This is a genomic window from Novosphingobium mississippiense (assembly GCF_044029535.1).
GTDB lineage: Bacteria > Pseudomonadota > Alphaproteobacteria > Sphingomonadales > Sphingomonadaceae > Novosphingobium.
In genome coordinates this window covers 1,791,488-1,812,932 of sequence record NZ_CP147001.1, presented here as the reverse complement: position 1 = coordinate 1,812,932, position 21,445 = coordinate 1,791,488, and the positions used below count along the sequence as shown (strand labels likewise).

Sequence of the window (21,445 nt, the reverse complement as noted above, 5' to 3'; positions counted from 1 at the left end):
CAACGCGCCCGTAGCTCAGCTGGATAGAGCATCAGACTACGAATCTGAGGGTCGGACGTTCGAATCGTTCCGGGCGCGCCACATTCCTTTCGGGGAAATCGTGGCCTTGGTTGGATAGAAATTGGCACGCGCCCGTAGCTCAGCTGGATAGAGCATCAGACTACGAATCTGAGGGTCGGACGTTCGAATCGTTCCGGGCGCGCCACTTTCTCCATGGAGAGGTTTCCAGACCTTTCGCCGTATGGATACATAGGGCATCTGCGCGCCCGTAGCTCAGCTGGATAGAGCATCAGACTACGAATCTGAGGGTCGGACGTTCGAATCGTTCCGGGCGCGCCATTTGCCTCATCGCAGCAACCCCCGGTCATTCGGGGGTTTTTTATTGCCTGCGCGCCGCGTGTGAGACGATCCGTCTGGAGACGCTCTAAGATTTTTGGTTTGGCGCGTTTTCCGGGTCATCGGGTGATTCCACCCGATGACCCGGAAAACGCCCTAGCTGGCGGCCTTCGCCTCATCGGAATCCCGAGGACGGGCGAAGCCGCGCGAAAGGCCGTGGTAGAGCTTTTCCTTGCAGACCAGCGTGCTGGCGGCATCGGCGATGATCGCGGTAAGGAACAGTGGCACGATCATGCCGCGGCTGGCGGTCGTTTCCATCAGGATGATCACTGCCGTCAGCGGCGCGCGTACGACGCCGACGAAATAGGCGACCATGCCCAGCAGCACGATGGCGGGGGCGGGATCGTCCGGAAATCCGTAGGACAGCAATTGCCCCAGCCCCGCGCCTACCGAAAGCGAGGGCGCGAAGATGCCGCCCGGCGCGCCGGAGACTGCCGTGGCTGCCGTGGCCAGGAATTTGGCGGGACCGAACCACGCGGAGGGCATGCTGGTCGCCTCGATCATGTGGCGCGTGGTGTCATAGCCGGTACCCCAGGTCGATCCGGTGAGCACGCCGGTTACCGCCACGATCATCCCGCAAACCAGCGCCAGCATGACCGGGCGTGCTCGCGCGGCCTGGAACACCGGGTGCGAACTGCGTGCGAAGGAGAGCAGGGTGCGTGAAAACAGCCCGCCCAGCACCCCGCCTGCAACGCCTGCGACCGGGGTGATCAGCAATACCGAAGCGACGCCCAGCGTCTGCCGCATCGCCCCGAAATACACGTAGTCGCCCGCCACGGCGAGGCTGACGAGGCCGGAGATCACCACCGCGCCCATCACCAGCACGGCGACCTTCTGTTCGAAGGCGGCGGCCAGTTCCTCGATCGCGAAGGCCACACCGGCCAGCGGCGTGTTGAAGGCCGCTGCCACGCCCGCGGCGCCGCCGGCGATCAGCACGCCGGCAGAAATCGGCACGCGCAGGATGCGGTGGCAGGTGACCATCACGGCGGCGGCAACCTGCACGGTGGGGCCTTCGCGGCCGACCGATCCGCCCGCCAGCAGCATCACCGTGGTCAGCAGCAGCTTGGTGATGGCAGTGGGCAGTGAAAGCAGGCGGGAATTGGCCAGCCCAAGGTCGTGCCCGGCGGCCATGACCTGCGGAATCCCCGATCCCCTGGCAGCAGGCGCCCAGCGCCGGGTAACCGCGACGGTCGCGGCGAAGACCAGCGGCGTCAGCACCAGCGGCGCATAGCGATGCTGGGCCTGGAACTGCGTGAAGATCTTCTGCGCCAGATCGCCCATCCAGGCAAAGACGATGGCGATCATGCCCAGCGCCACCGCACCCAGCACCGTTGCGGCGCGTCGGCGCGCCATGGCGAGCGAACCGTCGAGGCCGGGCGCCGACTTCTGGAAAGCGCGAAGGTGTTCCAGTGGTGTCAACTCGGTTCCGATCATGTCGTCGCGGCAGGCCCGGCGGGGGGTGGCCAAGGTGAGCGGCTCAAGGCGGATACCGGACGGCAGGCACCTTGAACGCAAGTGGAGGGCGCGCCGCGAAGGCGGCGCTTCGCGGACCTAGTGGGGCAAGCACGGGGGGCATCGCAAGGACTTTGGCCGGAAAAATGCAAAAGGCCCGGGATCGTCGTATCGATCCCGGGCCTTCATCCCATCAGCTCCCCGGCGAATCCGGGGCCGATTCTTACTTGCCGCTGGCGCCGCCGGCCGCACCCTGAACGGATGCGTTGAACTGCGCGGCGGTCACGCCGATCGCCAGCGCACCATCGGCACCAAGGCCGATGGTGTTCTTCTTCAGCGAAACGGGCGAACCGCTCTGCAGTGCGACCGTCACGTTATCGCCTTCGACCTTGCTGACGGTGCCGAGTACGACGCCGTCGCTGCTCTTGAGGGGGGCATCCACCACCAGCGCGGCGGCAAGCGCTTCGCCGGTCTTGGCCTGCGCGCCCTGAACGGCCGCTTCCAGCTGTGCCTTGGTCATGCCGATGGTCAGGCCCTTGTCACGGGCGGCGAAGGCAGACTTCGGCAGGCCCGCGCGCGCGGTGCCGGTATTGACGGTCACGACATCGCCCTGAACCGCCTCGATCGAGCCCACTTCGTTGCCTTCGGGATCGAATACCTTCGCGCCCGCAGTCGGGGTGGCTGCCGCTGCAGCCGGTGCCGGAGCGGACTGGGCCATGGCGGCGGCGGGAACGAGCGTTGCCGCAGCAAGTGCGGCGGCGATCAGCGATTTCTTCATGGCGTACTCCTTGTCGATGCGGAAGCCGACCCAACGGCGACCGACACGCAGCCCTCCAACGCAAGAGGGCCCTCAAAAACAGGTCCGGAAAGATGACGACCCGGACGATTGAACCGGCCGAGGCCGGAACCCGCTCCGCGTGCCGTTGCACGTGGGAAGGAGCGGGGTGAAAGACATGCTTGCTTGCATGTTCGTAACGGAATGGCGGGTGAACGGTGCCGGATCAACCGCCGGATCGCCCCCGATTTGCGATGAAGCGGCCCAAACCCGGCGTTTCGTTGGTTGCATGCGGTGAACTGCGTAGTCTGGTCCGAAATGCCCGGCACTTGCCGTGGGGAACATGTTGCGCTCTTGTTCGCTAGGCACGCACGGGAGATGGTCGGTCGATCGGGGGAACGCATTGGAAAGTGAGATTTTGAACGAAGCGGAAGAGCCTGCGGTCTCTCCGTCGGTCTGGCGCTATGCCATGGCGCGCCGGGCGCATGTGGTGATCGATGCCGCCGCCTACTTTTCCGTGATTCGCGAAGTGATGGATTCGGCCCGCCAGCGGATTTTCCTGATCGGCTGGGATTTCGATTCGCGCATCCTGCTCACCTCCGGCCGGCGCTGGTGGCAGAGCGGGCGGAAGCAGCGGTTCCCCGCGCGGCTTGGCTCTTTCATCATCTGGTTGGTGCATTCGCAGCCGCGGCTGGAAATCCTGCTGCTCAAGTGGAACGTCTCGCTGCTGAAGTCGCTGTTTCGCGGCACCATGGTGATCGACCTGATCCGCTGGGCCTTTCGCGATCGCATTCATTTCCGCTTTGACGGTGCCCACCCGATCGGATGCAGCCATCACCAAAAGATCGTGGTGATCGACGATGTGTTCGCGGCCTGCGGTGGCATCGACATGACGTCCGACCGTTGGGACACGCCGGAGCATCGCCCGCAGGACCCGCGCCGCCGCAGGCCCAGCGGGCGGCTCTATGGGCCGTGGCATGACCTGACGATGGTGATGGAAGGGGATGTTGCCGCCTCGCTGGCCGATCTGGGGCGGGCACGGTGGAAGGCGGCGGGCGGGGCCGAGGTCGTGCCCTGTGCGCCGCAGGACTTCGTACCCTGGCCGGAAGGGCTGGTTGCCGAATTCGAGAATGTGGAGATCGGCATCGCGCGCACGCGCGCGGAATATGATGGCTGCTCGCAAGTGGCGGAGATCGAGCAGCTTTTCGTCGAGCAGATTCGCCGCGCGAAGCGCTTCGTCTATGCCGAGACGCAGTATTTCGCCTCGCGCGCGATTGCTGAGGTGATCGCCGAGCGGTTGCTGGAACCCGATCCCCCCGAATTCGTGATCATCAATCCGCTCAGCGCCAGCGGCTGGCTGGAACAGGTGGCGATGGACACCGCGCGCGTGGAACTGGTGAAGACGTTGCAGAATGCCGATCACGCGGACCGTTTTCACATCTTCCACCCGCGCGCGGCGGATGGCACGCCGATCTACGTCCATGCCAAGCTGCTGATCGTCGATGACGAAATCCTGCGCGTGGGTTCGGCCAACATGAACAACCGGTCGATGGGCCTCGATTCGGAGTGCGACGTGTTCATCGACGCGGCGCGCCCGGCGAATGCGCACGTGGTTCCCGCGATCCGCGCCTTGCGCATTCGATTGCTGGCCGAGCACTGCGGCAAGGCCGAGGACGTGATCGTGGAGGCGCTGGATCGTCACGATTCGATGGCCGCCATGATCGAAGGTCTTGTGCCGGTGGGCAAACATCTCGAACGCTTGCCCTTGAAACATCTCTCCGATGCTGAAAGAGCGCTGGGGGAAAGCGCTCTGCTCGATCCGGAACGACCCGGGGAGATGTTCGAGCCGATCGAGCGGCGGGGTCTGTTCCGCCGCAAGGGGCAGCTGATGCGGCTGCGCCTACAGGAAAGATTGCGAAGGAGTATCAAGGGATGAGCAGCCTGGTCGGTCCCGACGAGGACAGCCCTTTCGAAAAGAAGCCTGCGGTGCCGGAAGACGTGCAGGAAGCGATCCGCACGCTGATCCGCTGGTCGGGCGACGATCCGGAGCGTGAAGGGCTGCTGGACACCCCCAAGCGCGTGGCGCGGGCGTGGAAGGAATATTGCCAGGGCTATGGCGAGGATCCGGCTATCCACCTCAGCCGCGTGTTCGAGGAAGTGGGCGGCTATGACGAGGTCGTGCTGCTGAAGGACATTCCGTTCCAGTCGCACTGCGAACACCATATGGCGCCGATCATCGGCAAGGCGGCGATCGCCTATCTGCCGCGCGATCATGTGGTGGGCATCTCCAAGCTGGCCCGCGTGCTGCAAGGCTATGCGCAGCGTCTGCAGATCCAGGAACGCCTGACCGCCGAAGTGGCCGAATGCATCTGGACGCACCTGAAGCCGCACGGCGTTGCCGTGGTGATCGAGGCCAGCCATGCCTGCATGTCCGCGCGAGGCGTGCGCACGCCGGGCGTCAGCATGATCACCAGCCGGATGATGGGCACGTTCCTTGAGGACGAGCGCAGCCGCAAGGAAGTGCTGAGCCTGATGGGCTACTGAGGCGTTTGTTTGCAGAATGCCCGTTCGGGCATTCTGCCGCGGCACCGGCCCAATTCGCGTTTCGCGAATTTGCAAACCGGCGCTTATCCCCGTTTCCGCGCACCGGGAGCTTGAACGGCTTCCGCCGTGCGGCGATGGAGGCGTGGCGGCTCCTTTCGCGCCGCGCCGGGGGTAGTTTGAGCGGTTTCAAGAATAGCGTCGAAGGGCAGGGCGCCCCTCTGCTGCGTTACGGGGCTGCGCTGGTTCCGGCGGCGATGCTCTGCGTGCTGTTGCTGCGCAGCGTCTGGGACGTGGACATCTTCTGGCAGCTGAAGCTGGGCGAGATCATCCTGGCCCACGGCGGCCCGATTTCCCGCGAGCCGTTTGCCGCGCTCCATCTGGGGGAGCCGCTGCCCGCAGTGGGCTGGCTGGCGCAGGCGAGCATGGCCTGGGTGCGATCGCTGGGCGGCTGGGGTCTGCTGCGGGTGTTCGATTCGCTGGTCTGGCTGGGCGGGTTCTGGGCCGTGGCCGCCGCCTGCCGCCATCGTGGAGCCACCGCGCCGGCCGTGGCCCTTGCGCTGGCGCTGGCATTCTTCGCCGCCTTGCCAACCGCCAGCATCCGCCCACAGAGCTTCGCGGCGCTGTGCTTCGGCCTGCTGCTGGCGCTGATGCAATTGCGCCTGCGTCCGCTGCTGACCATCGCGCTGGGCGCGCCGTTGCTGGTGCTCTGGCAGAATTTCCATCCATCCGTGAGCATCGGTGCGCTGGCGCTGGGCATCCATGCCGCCGTTGGTGGGCTGGGCTGGCTGCGAGACCGCAAGCGTCCCGTGCCGATTGCCGCCGCCTTGCTGACGCTGGTGGCGGTGGCGGCGATCTTCGCGACGCCGGACGGTTTCTCCATCCTGGCCATTTCCGCCACCAATACCGAGATGAGCCTTGCCATCGGCGCCAGCGAGTGGCGCCCGCTGTGGATCCCGGCGAACTGGAACAACGCGGTGCCGGTACTGGCAGTGCTGCTGCTGACGGCGCGCATCGTGCTGCGCGGGCGTCGCTGCGACCCGGTCGATGTGCTGGTGGCGCTGGCGCTGCTGGCGATGACGCTGTTCGCCTATCGCTTCGTGCTGTTCTGGGCGCTTTCGATGATCCCCGTGATCGCGCGGGGGGCGAGTTCGCCGCAGCAGCCAAGCGCCACTCCACGCTGGTTGCCCATTGCCGCCGTTGCGGTGGTGGCGCTGGCCACGCCGTTCCTGGCATCCACGCGCTTTGCGTCCAGCCTGCCGCTGGAATCGATTGCCCGCCTCAAGCAGGAGAACCTGCACGGCACGGTCTATGCCGATTTTCCGTTCGGCGGGCCGGTGATCGATGCCGGCTGGCCGAACTGGCGCGTGGCCTATGACGGGCGCTATTACCGCTACAGCCATGAGGAGTGGCAGTACAACGGCGGGATCGAGAACGGCTACGTCCCGCTGGTGGACGTGATCGCCAAATGGCACCCGGTCGCCTTCGTCATCCAGGAAGACCACAATGCGCCGATCGCCGGCGAACTGGCGCGTTCGCCGCGCTGGAAACGGATCTTTCGCGGTGCGGACGGCGTGGTCGTCTACGTGCGGCGCTAGCCTGCAGGGCTGGTTTGGAGAAATCCGCCCGCACCAGATTTCGACCAAATCTCGAGCCCCCAAACCTCGTCGCCCCCGCGCAGGCGGGGCCCCCGCTTCCTTTTCGGCACGCACGCAAGAAAAGCGGGATCCCCGCGTTCGCGGGGATGACGAGGTTATATTGGTCAGAGGCGGCGGTGATCCTGATCCAAGACGGGGCGATTAGCAAGGGTAGGCAAACGCCGCTTCAACCGCCCTTTGTCACCGGCACCAACGCGCCCGTGACCGCGCGCGCGGCGTCGGAGGCGAGGAACAGGATCACGTCCGCAATCGCCTTTGGCTGCACCCAGGTCGAGAAATCGGCATCGGGCATGTCGGCGCGATTGGTGGGGGTGTCGATGATGCTGGGCAGGATGGCGTTCACGGTGACGCCGGTGCCCGCCAGTTCCTCTGCCAGCGCCTCGGTCAGGCGATGGACGCCGGACTTGGAGGCGGCATAGGCGCCCATGCCCATGCCGGCCTTCACCGCGCCGCCCGCACCGATGCTGATGACGCGCCCGGCGGCAGAGGCCTTGAGCGCGGGCAGCGAGAGCTGGGTGATGGTGGCAGCGGTCGTCAGGTTCATGGCTTGCATCTTCGCCCAGGACGCCAGCGATCCGCCCTCCAGCGTTTCCCAGATGAAGCCGCCGGCGATGTTCACCAGCACGTCGATGCCGCCATGCGCGGCGGCTACCTTGTCGATGGCGGTGCGGGTAGCGGCTTCGTTCGTCAGGTCGACACCGCCGATGTCGAGCGCACCCACCAGCGGTTCCTTCGCCGACGGGGCGAAGTCTATGCGGGCGACCTTGTCGCCTTGGGCTGCGAAAGCGGCGGCAACGGCGCTGCCGAGCACGCCGAATCCTCCAGTGACGATAACCGAACGGGCCATGGAAACTCCTCTCTTTGCGTGGACGCTATCGCGGCGGCCGGGGAGGGGCAAGCAGAGGCGGAATATCGGGCGTGAGCCAACGCCCTACCGATGCTCAGGAAAAAAGGCGGCGCTCCCGTTTCGGAGCGCCGCCTTTCAAAAAGTCAGCCTGATATCAGCGCTGGCCCCGATCAGAGCTGGTCCCGATCAGAGCTGGCCCAGCATGTAGTCGGCCGAACTGACTTCGAAAGCGCCCGGCGCTTCGACGTTCAGCTGTTCGACCACGCCGTCGTTGACGACCATCGAGAAGCGCTGGCCGCGATGGCCCATGCCAAAGCCGGTGCCGTCCATCACCAGGTCGATCGCCTTGACGAAATCGCCATTGCCGTCGGCCAGCATGGTCACGTCTTCAGAGCCCGAGGCCTTGCCCCATGCGCCCATCACGAAAGCGTCGTTGACGGCGGTGCAGGCGATCGCGTCGATGCCCTTGGCCTTCAGGTCGGCGGCCTTGTCCACGAAGCCGGGAAGGTGCTTGGCAGAGCAAGTGGGCGTGAAGGCGCCGGGAACCGAAAACAGCGCGACTTTCTTGCCAGCGAAGAAGTCGGCGGTCTGAACCGGTTCGGGGCCGCCTTCGCCGGCCTTGATCAGCTTCACGTCAGGCAGCTTGTCACCAACGGCGATGGTCATGGATTTATCCTTTGTCTGCAAATGAATCGCGGATGCGCGCAGATATAGGGCGGTGGCGTTGCGGCGCAAACGCCGTGCGCGTCGAACGTGGTTAAAATCGCCTTTACCTGAGCCATTAAAATCCGGTGAACCACTGCGTGAGAGCCTGTCTGCGGGGTTCGGCAAGTGCCGATCGTCGGAGGAGGCAAGCGATGATGAGCATGAAGCGCGTCGCCGTAGGGGGACGACACAATCGGGTGATGCAAGGCAATCGGCCCTCGCGCAGCGGCGAACATCGCCTGCTGGCGGCATCGATCATGGGGCTGGTGGCGGCGCTGGCGGTCGGGCTTTCCGATCCGGCGCATGCGGCCAAGTCAGGCATCGAAAAGAACAAGGCCGCGCAGGTTCCGGTCGGAACCGTCAGGGCGGACGACGGCGCCGAGCAATTGCGCCGGCTCGACATCATGCTGATGGTGACCAGCCTGCGCTGCCGCCGGACCGCCGACGATTTCCAGGCGGACTATGGCGATTTCACGCAGGAGCATCTGGGCGATCTGAACGAGGCGGCCCGCGCGCTTCAGGCTGGATTCGTCGGGCGCTATGGGGAGCAGGGGGCGACCCGTGCGCTGGACAAGATCAGCGTGGTGATGGCGAACCAGTACGGCGCCGGCCATCCCTGGCTCAATTGCCACGAGTTGAAGCAGATCACGCGTGGGCTGGCGCGCAGCCATGGGCGCGCGGCGCTGGCGGATGCCGCTGCGGAAGTGCTGGCGGATCGGCGGCCGCGCACGGTTCTGGCGCTGGCGCTCAAGTAATTCCGGCCGAAGCGGCGGCCGGCGCGGGCACTTCGATCACCCGATCGGCCAACCGATCCACCTCGGTCCGGTCATGGCTGACGTAGAGGATCGGCAGGCGCAACTCGTCGCGCACGCGTTCGATCACGCGCAGGATTTCCTCGCGCCGCTCCGCGTCGACCGAGGCAAGCGGTTCGTCCATCAGCAGGAAGCGCGGGCCGGCCAGCAGCGCCCGGCCGATCGTCACCCGCTGCGCCTCGCCGCCGGACAGGGTGGCCGGCATTCGGTTCAGCAAGTGGCCGATGCCCAGCACGTCCAGCGCGGTGTCGAGTTCCAGCCAGCGGTGATCGGGCGCGGCGATGCGCCAGCCGTAAAGCAGGTTGTTGCGCACGGTCTTGTGCGGGAACAGGCGCAGGTCCTGGAACACGTAACCGCAACGGCGGCGTTCGGGCGGCAGGTTTACGCGGCGTTCCGAGTTGAAGAGGACGTCGTTCGAGACGGTGATATGCCCCTGCGTGGGTTTCACCAGACCGGCGATCATGTCCAGCAGCGTGGTCTTGCCCGCGCCGGAAGGACCGAACAGCGCGGTCAGCCCGCCTTCCTCGACGCTGAAGGCATAGTCGAACGTGCGCCGCCCGCGCTTCAGGCTGACGGAAACGTCAAATGACATAACGCATCGCCCCGGCCCGATTACGGCGGGCCAGCCATTCGGAGATCACCAGCGCGCCCAACGACAGCAGGATCGACAGGCCGGCCAGCCGCGCCACCTGCCACTCGGCGCCGGGAACCTGCAAGGCGCTGTAGATGGCCAGCGGCAACGTGCGCGTCTCGCCCGGAATGTTGGAGGCGAACGTGATCGTCGCGCCGAATTCGCCCACCGAACGCGCGAAGCCCAGCACCAGAGCAGCCAGAATGCCTGGCAGGGTGAGGGGCAGGGTGATCGTGGCGAAGGTGCGCCAACGCCCGGCGCCCAGCGTGCGCGCGGCCTGTTCGTAACGGCGATCCACCGCCTCGATCGACAGGCGCATGGCGCGCACCATCAGCGGCAGCGCCATGATCGTTGCGGCAAGCGCCGCCCCGGTCCACCGGAACATGAAGGTGAGGCCCAGCACATTTTCGAAAAAGCGGCCCAAAGTGGAATTGGGCGCCAGCGCGATCAGCAGCAGCCAGCCGGTCACCACCGGCGGCAGCACCAACGGCAGGTGGATCAGCGCGTCGAGCACGATTGCGCCGGGAAAGCGCCAGCGTGCCAGCACCCAGGCCAGCGCGAAAGCCAGCGGCAGCGCGCAGGCCATCGCCACGCCGCTGACTTTCAGCGACAGCAGCAGGACTTCCCATTCCTCGGGCGTCAGGTTCACGCGCTGGTCCGGTTACTTCGTGCCGAAGCCGAACTTGCGGAACACAGCCTTGCCCTCGGCCGAGATCAGGTAGCGGCGAAAGCCTTCCGCATCCCGGTTGCGCGATGCGGTGAGGACGGCGACCGGATAGCTGATCGGCGGGTGCGAACTGGCGGGGAACACGCCGGCCACGGTCACTGCCGGTTCGGCGCGCGCATCGGTGGCGTAGACGATGCCCAGCGGGGCGGCGCCACGGCCAACCAGTGCCAGCGCGGCGCGCACGTTTTCTGCCGGTGCAAGGTTGTCCTTCACCGAATCCCACACGCCCAGCTTGGTCAGCGCCTGCTTGGCATAGATCCCCGCCGGGACCGCGGCCGGATCGCCCACCGCAAGGCGTCCGTTGCCCAGCGCGCGGGCAAGGGGAAAGCCGGGCTTGATCGCGATGCGCTGTGGCTTGGTCTTGGGCGCGACGATGACGAGGTCGTTGGTGAGGAACGAAACGCGCGTGCCCTTGCGGACAAGGCCCTTGGCCTGGACTTCGTCCATCCACGGCTCATCGGCGGAAACGAAGACATCGGCCGGCGCGCCCGCCTCGATCTGGCGGGCCAGCGCGGAGGAGGCCGCGAAGGAGATCTTCGGACGCGGATGGCCCTTGGCGGCCCAACCGTCGGCAGCGGCGTTCATCGCCTCCTGCAGGCTGGCGGCGGCAAGCACCAGCGGACCTTCGGACTGCGCGAAGGCAGGCGTCCAGAGCGAGGCGAGCAGGAGAAGGACAGGCAGAAACAGCGCACGCAGCCGGAGCATCTTCGAATACCTCTCGAAAACAACTGTATCCGGCTGTATATGGTCCTTCAGGTCTTGCCTAGGGTGCCTTCATGTGCGGTTCAGTGCCCGCGCGGTTCGGCGGGTTCCTGGCGGAGCAGCGCGGAGAGGGCGGCGAAATCCGCGGTGTCGGCCGCCTGCCGGATATGCTGCTGAAAAGCGCGGTAATGCGTCAGGACCGCTTCTCCCGCCTCCGTCAGCACGGCCCCCGCTCCGCCGGCGCGGCCGGGGGAGGTGGCCACCAGCGGCTTGGCCCAGCAGCGATTCATCGCGTCCACGAGCAGCCATGCGCGGCGATAGCTCATGTCCATCGCCCGCGCCGCGGCCGAGATCGAACCATGTGCGCGGATCGCCTCCAGCAGATCCGCCTTGCCGGGGCCCATGGCGATTTCGTCACCACAGAGCAGGCGCGGCTTGAGGGAGAGCGGGGCAAGATCGGTCATGAGGCGGCAATCCGTGGCAAGGTGCATTGGACCTATGCCATCGCGGGTTTGGGGGCAATTGCTGCGGGCTCAGGCGGCGGCGGGAGAGAGATTGCAGGAACGCGGCCTTCTGATAGCATGGCCCATGAAGCCGATGGCTTCGGATCGTCACGGTCAAAAAGACCGGGCGATCGGGGACCGGCGGGGGTGATCGGAACAGGAACAGGGGGCAAAGCCCTCCGGTCGCGCCCGCGCACGAGAGAGGATGCGTGGATGAAGGTCGCTGACGAGAAGATTATTCGATTCGAACGCCGTACCGACTCGGGCGGTGGAATGGTGATTCCGGCGCCGGCGATGGCACTGGGAAGCCGGATGCAGGACGGAAATCGCGAGGAGCACGACGCTCGTTCGCTGATTATCGCCGTCGCGATGTGCGTGGCGTGCTGGGTGGTGCTGGGGTACTACCTGCTCACCTGAACTTGCTCAGCGGGCGGCCACGGTTTCCGCCGGAACCCATCCGCCCGCCGTTGCTGCATAGAGCCGCGCGACGTTCTGGAACTGCCGCGCACGGGCATCGACCAGCGCCAGCCGCGCGTGTTGCGAAGTGCGGCTGGAATCCAGCACTTGCAGCACACCGCTGTTGCCGGCTTCGAAGCTGCGGCGAGACAGGTGCAACGAATGGTCGGCCACTTGCGCTGCCGACTGCCGCGCCGTGAGTTCGCGGGCATTGTTGCCAAGCGCGGAGAGCAGGCCGGAAACCTGCCCGAATGCTTCCGTGACGACCTGCTGGTACTGTTCGGCGGCGGCGCGTGCTTCGGCTTCGGCCCCGCGCTTTTCGGCTTTCAGGGTGCCGCCGTGGAAGATCGGCGCGGAAATTCCGGCGAAGATGTCGAAAGCATTGAACTTGCTGCTGAACATCTTGTCGATCTCGGACGTAGACTGGCTGGTCGTCGCGCCCAGCGTCACGTCCGGGAAGAGGTTGGCGGTGGCGACGCCCACTCCCGCGACGGCGGCATGGAGTCGGGCTTCGGCCTCGCGAATGTCCGGCCGGGCGTGGATGAGCGTGGAGGGCAGGGCAACCGGCACATTGCCCGGTAGCACGAAGGCATCGAGGCCGAAGGCCGTCTCCCCCAGTTCCTGCGGCGAAATTCCCAGCAGCACGGCCAGCATCGCGCGGCCTTCCGCCAGTTGCTGTTCCAGCCCCGGCAGGTCCGCGCGGTCGTTGGCAAGCTGGCCCTGAGCGCTCAGCACTTCGACTTGCGTGCCTTCGCCCGCCCGGTCGCGCTTCTGCGTCAGCGAGACGTTGCGCTCATCCTCCGCAATCAGCGCGCGTTCGGTGGCCAGCCGGTCATTGAATGCGGCGATGGCGAGCACCTGGTCCACTACGCGGCCGGTAATCAGCAGGTGCGCCGCCTCGGTCGCGCGTTCTTCTGCCTCGGCTTGCGCGGCGGCGCGTTCCAGCGCGCGGCGGTTGCCCCCGAACAGGTCAAGGTCATAGCTGACCCCGCCACCCAGCGTGTAGAGATCGAACTTCGGATTGGGGATCGCGCCGAACTGGGAATCGCTGGAGAGGCCGAAGGCGGCCAGATTGACGCGTTCGTACTCCGCGCGGGCATTGGCATCCAGTTGCGGCAACTGGCGACCGGCCACGGCAGCGACCTGCTGGCGCGCCTTTTCCAGCGTCGCGCGCGATGCGGCCAGCGAGTGGTTACCGGAGAGAGCCTTCGCCACCAGCGCATCGAGTTCGGCATTGCCGAACGCCTTCCACCAATCCGCCTGCGCCACGCTGCCCAATGTCGCGCCGTCGGTGCCGGCACCATAGCCCGCCTCCGCTGAAGGCGGGGCAGGCGGCGCATAGTTTGGTCCCACCGTGCAGGCGGCGCAAAGAAGCAGTGGGATCAGAATGGCGGTCTTGCGCAAGGTCATTCCCCGATGGGCAGCGTATGGGTGTCCACCTGGGTCTTGCGCACGCGCATCAGCATCACGAGCGGGATCAGGCAGAGCGTCAGCAGGAAGACAACGTGGAACAGCGTGACATCGCCCACCATCGTCGCCTGGCGGGAGGCTTCGCCGTAGATCGCGGCCATCGATTGCGGCGATCCGAAGTCGAAATCGGGACGGGCCCAGGCGAACACCGGATTGTCGGGCCGCACGTGCTGGACAAGGTCGTTTCGCGACTGGGCGATGAAGTGCAGGTACTCGTACTGGATAGCGGAGATGCCCACCGCATTGCCGACATTGCGGGTAAGCGCGAAGATCGCCGCCCCCTCGTTGCGTAAGGCTGGATCCAGCGTGGAGAACACGATGACCGACAGCGGCACGAAGATCATCCCGCTGCCCAGCCCCTGCACCAGCCCGGCAAAGACGAGTGTGCGCTGGTCCACATAGAGGTCCACGTGCGAATACATCAGCATGCCCGTGCCCATCAGCACCAGGCCGGTGACGATCACCGCGCGTGTGTCCACGTACTTCAGCACGCGCGAGACGATCAGCATGGATGTCAGCGTGCCGATCGCGCGGGGCAGGCTGATGAAGCCCGCCTGCAAGGCCGAGTAGCCGAGCAGCGACTGCGTCATCACCACGATCATCGGGATCGTCGCGAAGGCGACCACGCCGATCATCATCGAGAAGATCGATCCGATCGCGAAGTTGCGATCCTTGAACAGACTGGGCCGGATGAAGGTATCGCGCGCGGTCGCCATGTGGACGCCCATCAGGTAGGTCGCCACTGCGCAGACCAGCGCATAGATGCGGATCTCGCCGGAATCGAACCAGTCCAGATGCTCGCCCCGGTCGAGGATCAGCTGCAATGTGGTCAGCGCGATCGATACCAGGATGAAGCCCAGCAGGTCGAACCGCGTCTGCAAGCGGCTTGGGCGGCGGCGCAGGAACGCCAGCATACCCAGAAATGAGAGCGCGCCGAACGGCAGGTTGATGAAGAACACCCAGCGCCAGGTCAGCGCATCGGTCAGCCAGCCGCCCAAGGTCGGCCCAATGATCGGCCCGGCCATCGAGCCGAGCGCGAAGATCGCCATCGCCTTACCGTGTTCCTCGGGCGGATTGATATCGAGCAGGATCGCCTGGCTCAGCGGCACCAGACCGGCCCCGCAGGCGCCCTGCAGGAAGCGGGCTAGGATGATCGTCTGCAAGTCCGTCGCCAGCCCGCAGAGTGCCGAGGCCAGGGTGAACCCGGCCACGGAAAACAGCATCACGTTCTTGCGGCCCACGCGGCCAGCCAGCCAGCCGCTGAGCGGCGTGGCTATGGCACTGGCGACGAGGTAGCTGGTCAGCACCCACAGCACCTGCTCCTGCGATGCGGAGAGGCTGGCCTGCATGTGCGGCAGCGCGACATTGGCGATGGTGATGTCCACCGCCACCATCGTCGATGCCAGCATGCAGGGAATGGTGATCAGCAACCGCTCCAGCGGCGACGGGTAGGGGGAGGACGGCGCCATGCCCGCGCTCCTCAGCGCTTATGCGGTGCGGTTTTGGCCGTCGTATCGGCGGCGAAGAGGTGGCGTTCGTGTCCGGTATCGACAGTCACGGTGGCGGAAAGCCCGGCGCCCAGCGGCAGGTCGCCCGCCGGCTCATCCAGCACCACCTGCACCGGCAGGCGTTGCACCACTTTCACCCAGTTGCCGGTGGCGTTCTCCGCCGGCAGGACCGAGAAGCTGGACCCGGTGCCGGGGCTGAAGCTCTGCACATGGGCCTTGAACGTGCGGTCCGGAAAAGCGTCCAGCTTCACCGTCGCCGGTTGGCCCGCGCGCATGTAGTGAAGCTGGTCTTCCTTGAAATTCGCCTGCACCCAGAAGTTCAGTCCGGTCAGCATGAACACCGCGCGGCCGGGCGTTACGTAGTTGCCGACCTGAAGCTGGTTCACGCGGGTGACGACGCCGTCCTGCGATGCGCGCACTTCGGTATCGCCCAGATCGATGCGCGCCTGCGCCAGCTTGGCCGCGGCCTTGCGCACTTCGGGCAGGGCGGAGGTATCGCCGTCGATATGCCCGGCCAGGCCGGCACGCAGGCTTTCCACGCGCGCCTCGGCCGCGGCAATGGCCTGAAGCGAGGCGCGCGCCTCGGTCGCGGCCTGTTCGTATTGCGCGCGGGAAGCGATGCCTTCGCCGGTCAGTGATTTCTGCCGCGCCGCTTCACCCACGGCGAAATCGTGACGTGCCCTGGCGGTCGAGACTTGCGTCAGCGCCTCGCGATAATCGGCGCGTTGCGAGGCGGCATCAGTCTTGGCCTTGGCAAGTTCCGCCTCGGCCGAATCGACGGCGGCGGCAAAGTTGGCCGGGCGGATGCGGAACAGCACCTGTCCCTTGCGAACATGCTCATTCTCGCGAACCGCGATGGCGACCACGGTACCCGCGACATTGGGGCTGACCGCGACCATGCCGGTTTGCAGTGCGGCATTGTCGGTCTCTTCATAGCGGCCGCCGGAGAGATAGAACCACCCGGCGCCCGCCAGCACGATCAGCGGACCGGCGATCATCAGCACCGCGCGCAAGGAGCGGCGCGGCGCACGGGGAACCGAAGTGACAGCGTCTTCGGCCTTGATCGAGGTTTCGGCGTTCATGCGATTCTATGCCCTTCGTGCGGCCCAAGCTTGAGACTCAGGTGGCGCAGATACTAAGCATAGTTATTATCAGCAATACAAGCATCGCCAAACTGTGCGATTGGGTAATCGCGATTGCGATCATCGCACATTCGGACGTTTCAGACCGCGAGGAATCCCTTCACGTCCGCCATGAAACGGTCGAACTGATCGTGATGCAGCCAATGGCCGGCATCGTCGTACTCCACCAGTTGCGCGGTCGGGAAATAGTCGATCCGCCCATCGATAGAGGGGCTCTGAGAGAAGCTGTTCTTCCCCCACAGCATCAGCATCGGGCAAGTGATCGCCTGCCAAAGATCCACAAGGTCGCTCGACGGCATGTCAGAGACGGACCAGATGTTGACGTAGTTGTCGAACTTCCAGCTCCAGGTGCCGTCCTCGTTCCGGTTGGTGCCGTGGATGGTCAGGTGACGGGCCTGATCGTCGGTGAGGAAGGAATTCTCCTCCTTCATGCGTTCATAGGCGTCGCGCCGGGTGGCGTACTTGCGCGGCGTGCGGCCGGCGGCCTTGCGCTTGTCGTCGATCCACTGGCGCATCCGTTCACCCACGCCGCGTTCTTCCATCTGGCGGCGGATATGCGGCGGCGGGCCGAGCCCCTCGATATTGACGAACTTGTCCACTTTGTCCGGAAACAGGCCGGTGAAGCGCGTGGCGATGCCGCCGCCCAGCGAATGGGCGATAATCGTCACCTTCTCGTACCCCAGCGTGTGCACCAGCTGCGCGAAGTCGTAGACCATCGCGTCCATGCCGTAGTGCCCCTCAGGCGACCATTCGGAATCGCCATGTCCGCGTAGGTCCGGACAGATCACGTGCCAGTCGCGCCGCAGTTCCTCGGCCACCCAGTCCCAGCTTCGGCAATGGTCGCGTCCACCGTGCTGGAGGATCAGCGGCGGCGCGTCGACATTGCCCCAGTCGACATAGTTGAGCCGCAGCCGCTGCGAGACGAAGTGATTGGAAGTCGGGCCGAGTTGCGTGTCCATCGGCAGAGCGTGGGCCGACAGGAGGGGGCCGTCAACCACGGCGAAGCGATGATTTGCGGGGATCAAGTATTTCCATGAGGGCCGCAACGCTTGGCAAAGCGGGGGTCTTGGCCCTATCTCGCGCCCCGACGATTTTCACGAGATTTACGCCGGAGGCTTCGTAAATGGCGACCACGCACAAGACCCGCATGCTCATTATCGGTTCCGGCCCCGGCGGACTTTCCGCCGCGATCTACGGCGCGCGCGCGGGAATGCAGCCGATCGTGGTGCAGGGCCTTCAGCCGGGCGGCCAGCTGACCATCACCACCGATGTCGAGAATTATCCCGGTTTCCGCGAAGTGATCCAGGGCCCCTGGCTGATGCAGGAAATGGAGGCGCAGGCCGTCCATGTCGGCACGCGGATGATGTACGACGTGATCACCTCGGTCGATCTGGAAGGTCCGACCTTCAAGGCCGTGGGCGATTCGGGTGACATCTACGAAGGCGACACCCTGGTCATCGCTACCGGCGCGCAAGCGCAGTGGCTGGGCGTTCCGGGTGAGCAGGAGCTTTCGGGCAAGGGCGTTTCGGCTTGCGCCACCTGCGACGGTTTCTTCTATCGCGGCAAGAAGGTCGTGGTGATCGGCGGCGGCAACACCGCGGTGGAGGAAGCGCTCTACCTCACCAACCACTCCGACGAAGTGATCCTGATCCACCGCCGCGACACGCTGCGCGCCGAGAAGATCCTTCAGGACCGCCTCTTCGCCAACCCGAAGATCAAGGTCGTGTGGAACAAGCGCGTCGAGCGCTTCATGGAAGGTGAGAACGGCGAACTGCGCGCGCTGGCCCTGATCGACACCCATACCGGCGAGCAGAGCGAAATCCTGACCGACGGCGCCTTCGTCGCCATCGGCCACGCGCCGGCGACCGAACTGTTCAAGGGCAAGCTGCCGATGGACGAGACCGGCTATCTGCTGGTCGAACCCGGCACGCCGAAGACCGAGATTCCGGGCGTCTTCGCGTGTGGCGACGTGATGGACCACACCTACCGCCAGGCGATCACCGCCGCCGGCACCGGCTGCATGGCAGCGCTCGACGCCGAGCGCTACCTCGCCCACCGCGACTTTGCCGAGGCGGCGAAAGTCGAGGCGTAAGCGTTTTGAGGCGGGAGAGCGTCGGACGACGCTCTCCCTCTTCGCGCTTCATCCCAAAACCCGAAGACCAAACCCCCGTCATCCCCGCGAAGGCGGGGATTCCGCTTGTTCTTCGCGGTGTGGAGAAAAGGCAGCGGGGCCCCCGCCTTCGCGGGGGCGACGAAGAGTGATGTGGCTGGTTACGCGGAGGCTTTCCTACTTCCGATCTGAGCCCGGCTGCCTTATCTAAACGACGCGTAAATTCTCCAGCACCTGCTCCACCAACCAGTCCTGCGCCACCGGCTCGACATAGCTATGCGTGGCATCCGCGCATGTTCGCAGCCGGGCATCGCGCTTGTCCCAGTTGGCCACGAAGGCAAGGCCTGTCCGGTCGCGACCGGCAATCAGGAACCGTACCGAGCCTGAAAACTGCGCAACCCCAGCTGCAATCTCTGCCGCAAGCCCCTTTGGCACGGCGGGAGCAGGGCGAGCAGCTGCCACCAGACTGCGTAACAAGGGGCCGATGGAGACCTTCCCGGTAAGCAGGCGCTTCAGTGCCGCCGGATCGGCAAGCCGCCGCCGATAGTGATCGCGCACGACTTCCGAAGGCGCTTCGTCAGCGGCATCCGCGTCGAAAGTCCACGGATTCGAGAGGATCAGCCCGTCGAGCTCCGCTCCTCCGCTCAGCATCAGCGCAGAGGCCGCGTCGCAGTTGCCGAAGCCGACTATGCGTAAGACCCGCGGGCACTCGGCTCGAAACGCAGCAATAGCCGCCGCGATATCCGCACCGCTGGCACGAAACCCGCGATTCTCGCCCTCGCTGTCACCCACGCCACGCCGGTCGAACCGCAGGACGGGATAGCCTGCTGCCGCCACGCGAGCCGCGAGCAGGGCCTGACCGTTCCACGCCCCGGCGCGCGTTTCGTTGCCGCCTGAAACGATCAGGAGGGCCGTGTCGCCCGCAGCCTCGTCGATGGTCGCGGCAAGTTCGGCGCCCTCGCAGGCGAATGTGATATGTCGCCGCCTCATGCGCGCATGGCCTCGATCAGCAGCGCGGCAAGCGCATCGGCCTGCGCCGCATCCTCGTCCGGCTCGGCGCGCAGCCAGAGGCCGCTGCCGCCCACTTGTTCTTGAGCGATTACGGGAACGGCCGGATCGAGGGCGAGCGTTTCCAGGTCGCGGAACAGGGCGGGGCCCAGCGGATAGCCGGCAAGCGTGATGCCATCGCGATGCGCCATTTCCGTCAGCACTTCGCGGCTTTCCTCTCGCCCGGCCTCGCGGCTTGCCAGAATGCGGGCTCGCAACATGGAGCGGAGGATATTGGCGCCCTTCACCGGGGCATAGTGCCATGACGGCAGCCCGGCCGGGGTGAACAGGCATCCGCCACGCAGGGCAAGCACATGCGTGGCGCCGAAATGAGCGGCGGCGGCGTTCATCGCCGCGTGCCAAGTCTCGGCATCCTGATCGCGCAGGTCGCGCAGGCTTTCGTTGGTGCCGGGAAAGTCGGGCAGGAATGCATCGATGCCGCCCCGGTCGAGCCGTCGCATCACTTCGGCGCAAAAGCGCCGCAAGCGGTTCGCCTCGTCGAACAGGGCAGGCACCACCAGAACGCGTAGCGCGCGGCCACGATCGAAGGCGAGCGCGTATTCATCGCTCGCGCCGTCGTGCGGCAGAGGGCAGGGCCAGGCGAGGGGGGTCATCCTGCGATCCCCCTCAAGGCGGAATTCAGGCCGTGGCGCGCTTGGCCTTGGCGAATTCGAGCAGGCCGCCGAAGGTCTCCAGCATCTCGCCGTCGATCTCGTCGTCCTCGATGATGATGTCCAGCCGGTCTTCCAACTCGGTCAACAGGCCGGCCACCGCCATCGAATCGAGTTCGGGCAGATGTCCGAAAAGGCCGGTATCGGCCTGAAACGTCTCGGCTTGTCCCTGCTTGAGGCCCAGCACGTCCGTCAGAATGCGGCGCAGCAGCAGGTCGGTATCGTCTTGCATGGCCCCTCTCTTCGGGCATTGTCTTGATCTCCCGCGCCTCTAGCCGCGCTTCGCGGCTGCGGCAAGGCGGCGCGCGCCGAGTTTGGCGATATGCAGCCAGTTTCTGGGATCGAGCGGCCGATACATCTCCAACCTGTATCGCGGTCGCACAATTTCCATCCAGTCGCGTTTGTAGGGATCGTCCCCCGTGCCGAAATCGATCTGGCCGACCCGGTCGATGTCGATCACATGACGGAACAGCGCCGCGCTCAGCACCGATCCGGGTGAAAACGGCTTGGCGCTTTCGCGATGGGCCAGCTTGTGGATCCAGGCGGTGCCGCCCTCCACGGTCCACATCTGCGCGGCAACCGCCTCTCCGTCGACATGCGCGACGCCCAGACGCAGCCGCCCGGCCTGCCCCTCGGCCATGGCGAAGGCGCGCAGGAAATCCGGGTTGCCTTCGGCCGTCTTCCAGCTTTCGGCGTAGATATCCTCGTAGGCTGCCCAGGCCTCGGCATCGAAGCGATCGAGCACCGTCGTCGTCACTTTGCCGGACTTGCGCTTCAGCGTCGTGCGCAAGGGGCCGGGGCGAGAGGCAATGTATTCGTCATAGCTGCGCCCCGCGATCAGCAGCACGTGGTTGGTATCGCACCGCGTGCGCGAAACCATCCAGCCAGCCTTGCCGAAGGCCTGCTCCAGCCGTGCGGCACTGCCATCCTCATCGGGCACGCCATGCAGCGTCACGCGATGCGCGCGCTTGCGAAGATCGCTGGCCAGCGCGGCGAGCAAGGTGTCGGACTTCGCGGAAATTTGACGAAATCGGAAGGAATACCAATTGGATAGCGCAGAAAGTTCGCCTGATTTCCCGGTCAGCGGCAGTACCGCGAATTCATTTCCGTCGCGCGCCACGGCCATCAGCGGGGCGATGCCGCAGTGGTCGGCCAGCATCGAAAACCATTCCAGCCGGTCGAAAGGCGCGCGCTGGTTGCTCTCGGAAAGCCAGAGCGCTAGCTGGCCGTCCGATTGCACTTGCTTAAGATCGCGGTGATAATCGACGTTTACCACGTAGCTACGAACCTCT

Annotated in this window: 22 protein-coding genes and 3 tRNA genes; 9 read left to right on the top strand and 16 right to left on the bottom strand. The window is 65.7% G+C overall.

All coding sequences use genetic code 11. The features are described 5' to 3' along the window. Positions 1 to 4 precede the first annotated feature (4 nt). From WBP06_RS08520 to WBP06_RS08510, 3 genes are all read left to right on the top strand, one after another. Positions 5 to 81, top strand: a tRNA-Arg gene (locus WBP06_RS08520). Between the two features lie 47 nt (positions 82 to 128). Beyond that, positions 129 to 205, top strand: a tRNA-Arg gene (locus tag WBP06_RS08515). A 57-nt stretch (positions 206 to 262) separates the two neighbouring features. Then, positions 263 to 339, top strand: a tRNA-Arg gene (locus WBP06_RS08510). A 153-nt stretch (positions 340 to 492) separates the two neighbouring features. Here the strand turns inward: WBP06_RS08510 and WBP06_RS08505 are convergent. Next, positions 493 to 1,830, bottom strand: coding sequence for a chloride channel protein (locus tag WBP06_RS08505; RefSeq protein ID WP_395334099.1), 1,338 nt, complete (start codon positions 1,828 to 1,830; stop codon positions 493 to 495). Positions 1,831 to 2,071: 241 nt separating this feature from the next. Continuing rightward, complete coding sequence (locus WBP06_RS08500) at positions 2,072 to 2,626, bottom strand: hypothetical protein (RefSeq protein ID WP_395333775.1); 555 nt, start codon at positions 2,624 to 2,626, stop codon at positions 2,072 to 2,074. A 466-nt stretch (positions 2,627 to 3,092) separates the two neighbouring features. On the opposite strand from WBP06_RS08500, the gene WBP06_RS08495 reads away from it, so the two are divergent. The 3 genes from WBP06_RS08495 (at position 3,093) to WBP06_RS08485 (ending at position 6,762) form a co-directional block, all read left to right on the top strand. Then, positions 3,093 to 4,559, top strand: coding sequence for a phospholipase D-like domain-containing protein (locus WBP06_RS08495; protein ID WP_395334098.1), 1,467 nt, complete (start codon positions 3,093 to 3,095; stop codon positions 4,557 to 4,559). Further along, positions 4,556 to 5,167, top strand: a complete 612-nt coding sequence (gene folE / locus WBP06_RS08490; RefSeq protein WP_395333773.1) for a GTP cyclohydrolase I FolE — start codon at positions 4,556 to 4,558, stop codon at positions 5,165 to 5,167. Before WBP06_RS08495 ends, folE begins: the two co-directional genes overlap by 4 nt. A gap of 176 nt (positions 5,168 to 5,343) precedes the next feature. Beyond that, positions 5,344 to 6,762 carry a hypothetical protein gene (locus tag WBP06_RS08485; RefSeq protein WP_395333771.1) on the top strand — a complete coding sequence of 473 codons (1,419 nt, stop codon included), beginning with the start codon at positions 5,344 to 5,346 and terminating at the stop codon, positions 6,760 to 6,762. A gap of 226 nt (positions 6,763 to 6,988) precedes the next feature. On the opposite strand, the gene WBP06_RS08480 is transcribed toward WBP06_RS08485, so the two are convergent. Together WBP06_RS08480 and WBP06_RS08475 are read right to left on the bottom strand one after the other, a co-directional pair. Further along, positions 6,989 to 7,669, bottom strand: a complete 681-nt coding sequence (locus tag WBP06_RS08480) for an SDR family NAD(P)-dependent oxidoreductase (RefSeq protein WP_395333769.1) — start codon at positions 7,667 to 7,669, stop codon at positions 6,989 to 6,991. A gap of 186 nt (positions 7,670 to 7,855) precedes the next feature. Continuing rightward, the gene (locus WBP06_RS08475; protein ID WP_395333767.1) at positions 7,856 to 8,335 is read right to left on the bottom strand and encodes a peroxiredoxin; all 480 of its coding nucleotides are present in this window, start codon (positions 8,333 to 8,335) and stop codon (positions 7,856 to 7,858) included. Between the two features lie 191 nt (positions 8,336 to 8,526). On the opposite strand from WBP06_RS08475, the gene WBP06_RS08470 reads away from it, so the two are divergent. Then, positions 8,527 to 9,129, top strand: coding sequence for an S-adenosyl-L-homocysteine hydrolase (locus WBP06_RS08470; protein WP_395333765.1), 603 nt, complete (start codon positions 8,527 to 8,529; stop codon positions 9,127 to 9,129). Here WBP06_RS08470 and WBP06_RS08465 read toward each other — a convergent pair. From WBP06_RS08465 to WBP06_RS08450, 4 genes are all read right to left on the bottom strand, one after another. Next, positions 9,122 to 9,778 (bottom strand): molybdenum ABC transporter ATP-binding protein, encoded by a 657-nt coding sequence (locus WBP06_RS08465; RefSeq protein WP_395333763.1) that lies wholly within the window; start codon positions 9,776 to 9,778, stop codon positions 9,122 to 9,124. The genes WBP06_RS08470 and WBP06_RS08465 overlap by 8 nt on opposite strands. Continuing rightward, positions 9,768 to 10,460, bottom strand: coding sequence for a molybdate ABC transporter permease subunit (gene modB / locus WBP06_RS08460; RefSeq protein WP_395334096.1), 693 nt, complete (start codon positions 10,458 to 10,460; stop codon positions 9,768 to 9,770). The genes WBP06_RS08465 and modB overlap by 11 nt, the downstream gene beginning before the upstream one ends. 18 nt (positions 10,461 to 10,478) lie before the next feature. Next, a complete protein-coding gene (modA, locus tag WBP06_RS08455) occupies positions 10,479 to 11,249 on the bottom strand; it encodes a molybdate ABC transporter substrate-binding protein (RefSeq protein ID WP_395333761.1) in 771 nt (256 codons plus the stop codon). 80 nt (positions 11,250 to 11,329) lie between these two features. Beyond that, entirely contained in the window at positions 11,330 to 11,710 is a 381-nt protein-coding gene (locus WBP06_RS08450; protein WP_395333759.1) for a winged helix-turn-helix domain-containing protein, read from the bottom strand. 252 nt (positions 11,711 to 11,962) lie between these two features. On the opposite strand from WBP06_RS08450, the gene WBP06_RS08445 reads away from it, so the two are divergent. Next, positions 11,963 to 12,166, top strand: coding sequence for a hypothetical protein (locus WBP06_RS08445; protein WP_395333757.1), 204 nt, complete (start codon positions 11,963 to 11,965; stop codon positions 12,164 to 12,166). A 6-nt stretch (positions 12,167 to 12,172) separates the two neighbouring features. Here WBP06_RS08445 and WBP06_RS08440 read toward each other — a convergent pair whose 3' ends face one another. From WBP06_RS08440 to WBP06_RS08425, 4 genes are all read right to left on the bottom strand, one after another. Next, positions 12,173 to 13,615 carry an efflux transporter outer membrane subunit gene (locus tag WBP06_RS08440; RefSeq protein WP_395333755.1) on the bottom strand — a complete coding sequence of 481 codons (1,443 nt, stop codon included), beginning with the start codon at positions 13,613 to 13,615 and terminating at the stop codon, positions 12,173 to 12,175. Next, positions 13,612 to 15,144 carry a DHA2 family efflux MFS transporter permease subunit gene (locus WBP06_RS08435; protein WP_395333753.1) on the bottom strand — a complete coding sequence of 511 codons (1,533 nt, stop codon included), beginning with the start codon at positions 15,142 to 15,144 and terminating at the stop codon, positions 13,612 to 13,614. The genes WBP06_RS08440 and WBP06_RS08435 overlap by 4 nt, the downstream gene beginning before the upstream one ends. An 11-nt stretch (positions 15,145 to 15,155) precedes the next feature. After that, the gene (locus tag WBP06_RS08430; RefSeq protein ID WP_395333751.1) at positions 15,156 to 16,265 is read right to left on the bottom strand and encodes an HlyD family secretion protein; all 1,110 of its coding nucleotides are present in this window, start codon (positions 16,263 to 16,265) and stop codon (positions 15,156 to 15,158) included. 140 nt (positions 16,266 to 16,405) lie between these two features. Further along, a complete protein-coding gene (locus WBP06_RS08425) occupies positions 16,406 to 17,284 on the bottom strand; it encodes an alpha/beta fold hydrolase (RefSeq protein ID WP_395334094.1) in 879 nt (292 codons plus the stop codon). Between the two features lie 164 nt (positions 17,285 to 17,448). Here WBP06_RS08425 and trxB point away from each other — a divergent pair, with 164 nt between their 5' ends. Continuing rightward, positions 17,449 to 18,417, top strand: coding sequence for a thioredoxin-disulfide reductase (trxB, locus tag WBP06_RS08420; protein WP_395333749.1), 969 nt, complete (start codon positions 17,449 to 17,451; stop codon positions 18,415 to 18,417). Positions 18,418 to 18,642: 225 nt separating this feature from the next. Here the strand turns inward: trxB and WBP06_RS08415 are convergent, their stop codons facing one another. Genes WBP06_RS08415 through WBP06_RS08400 form a run of 4 tightly spaced genes read right to left on the bottom strand, consistent with a single transcriptional unit; the run spans position 18,643 to position 21,429 of the window. After that, the gene (locus tag WBP06_RS08415; protein ID WP_395333747.1) at positions 18,643 to 19,425 is read right to left on the bottom strand and encodes a hydrolase 1, exosortase A system-associated; all 783 of its coding nucleotides are present in this window, start codon (positions 19,423 to 19,425) and stop codon (positions 18,643 to 18,645) included. After that, on the bottom strand, positions 19,422 to 20,096 hold the full coding sequence (locus WBP06_RS08410) for a hypothetical protein (protein ID WP_395333745.1): 675 nt from the start codon (positions 20,094 to 20,096) through the stop codon (positions 19,422 to 19,424). The genes WBP06_RS08415 and WBP06_RS08410 overlap by 4 nt, the downstream gene beginning before the upstream one ends. A 25-nt stretch (positions 20,097 to 20,121) precedes the next feature. Then, positions 20,122 to 20,385 carry a phosphopantetheine-binding protein gene (locus tag WBP06_RS08405; protein ID WP_395333743.1) on the bottom strand — a complete coding sequence of 88 codons (264 nt, stop codon included), beginning with the start codon at positions 20,383 to 20,385 and terminating at the stop codon, positions 20,122 to 20,124. A gap of 39 nt (positions 20,386 to 20,424) precedes the next feature. After that, on the bottom strand, positions 20,425 to 21,429 hold the full coding sequence (locus WBP06_RS08400; RefSeq protein WP_395333741.1) for a GNAT family N-acetyltransferase: 1,005 nt from the start codon (positions 21,427 to 21,429) through the stop codon (positions 20,425 to 20,427). Positions 21,430 to 21,445 lie beyond the last annotated feature (16 nt).